The sequence below is a fragment of the Pedobacter sp. 01N416 genome, from assembly GCF_056399685.1.
The window spans coordinates 1-368 of record NZ_JBFTRT010001150.1; the positions used below are offsets into that span (position 1 = coordinate 1).

The 368-nt window shown below is 35.6% G+C and carries 1 pseudogene; it reads left to right on the top strand.

Features of this window, described 5'->3' with window-relative positions:
* A pseudogene (locus tag AC1DND_RS29655) lies at positions 1-368 on the top strand (tRNA (N(6)-L-threonylcarbamoyladenosine(37)-C(2))-methylthiotransferase MtaB); the annotation flags it as partial.

The window sequence follows — 368 nt, forward strand, 5'->3', positions numbered from 1 at the left end:
ATGTGATTAACACCTGCTCTGTTACAGAGCATGCCGATAAAAAATGCCGTAAAGTTGTTAAAGAAGCTTTAAAATATTCTCCTAATGCTTTTGTAACCATTGTAGGCTGCTATGCGCAGTTAAAACCACAAGAAATTGCCGAAATAGAAGGTGTTGATATGGTTTTGGGCGCTGCAGAAAAATTCAGGATAGTAGAATATATTACCGATTTAACCAAGCAACCAAAAACCCTTATTCATCAGCAAAATATAGAGAAAGTAAACCATAATTTTATTGCCTCTTATTCTATTGGTGATAGGACACGTACTTTTTTGAAAGTACAAGATGGTTGCGATTATCCTTGTACATACTGTACCATTCCTTTAGCG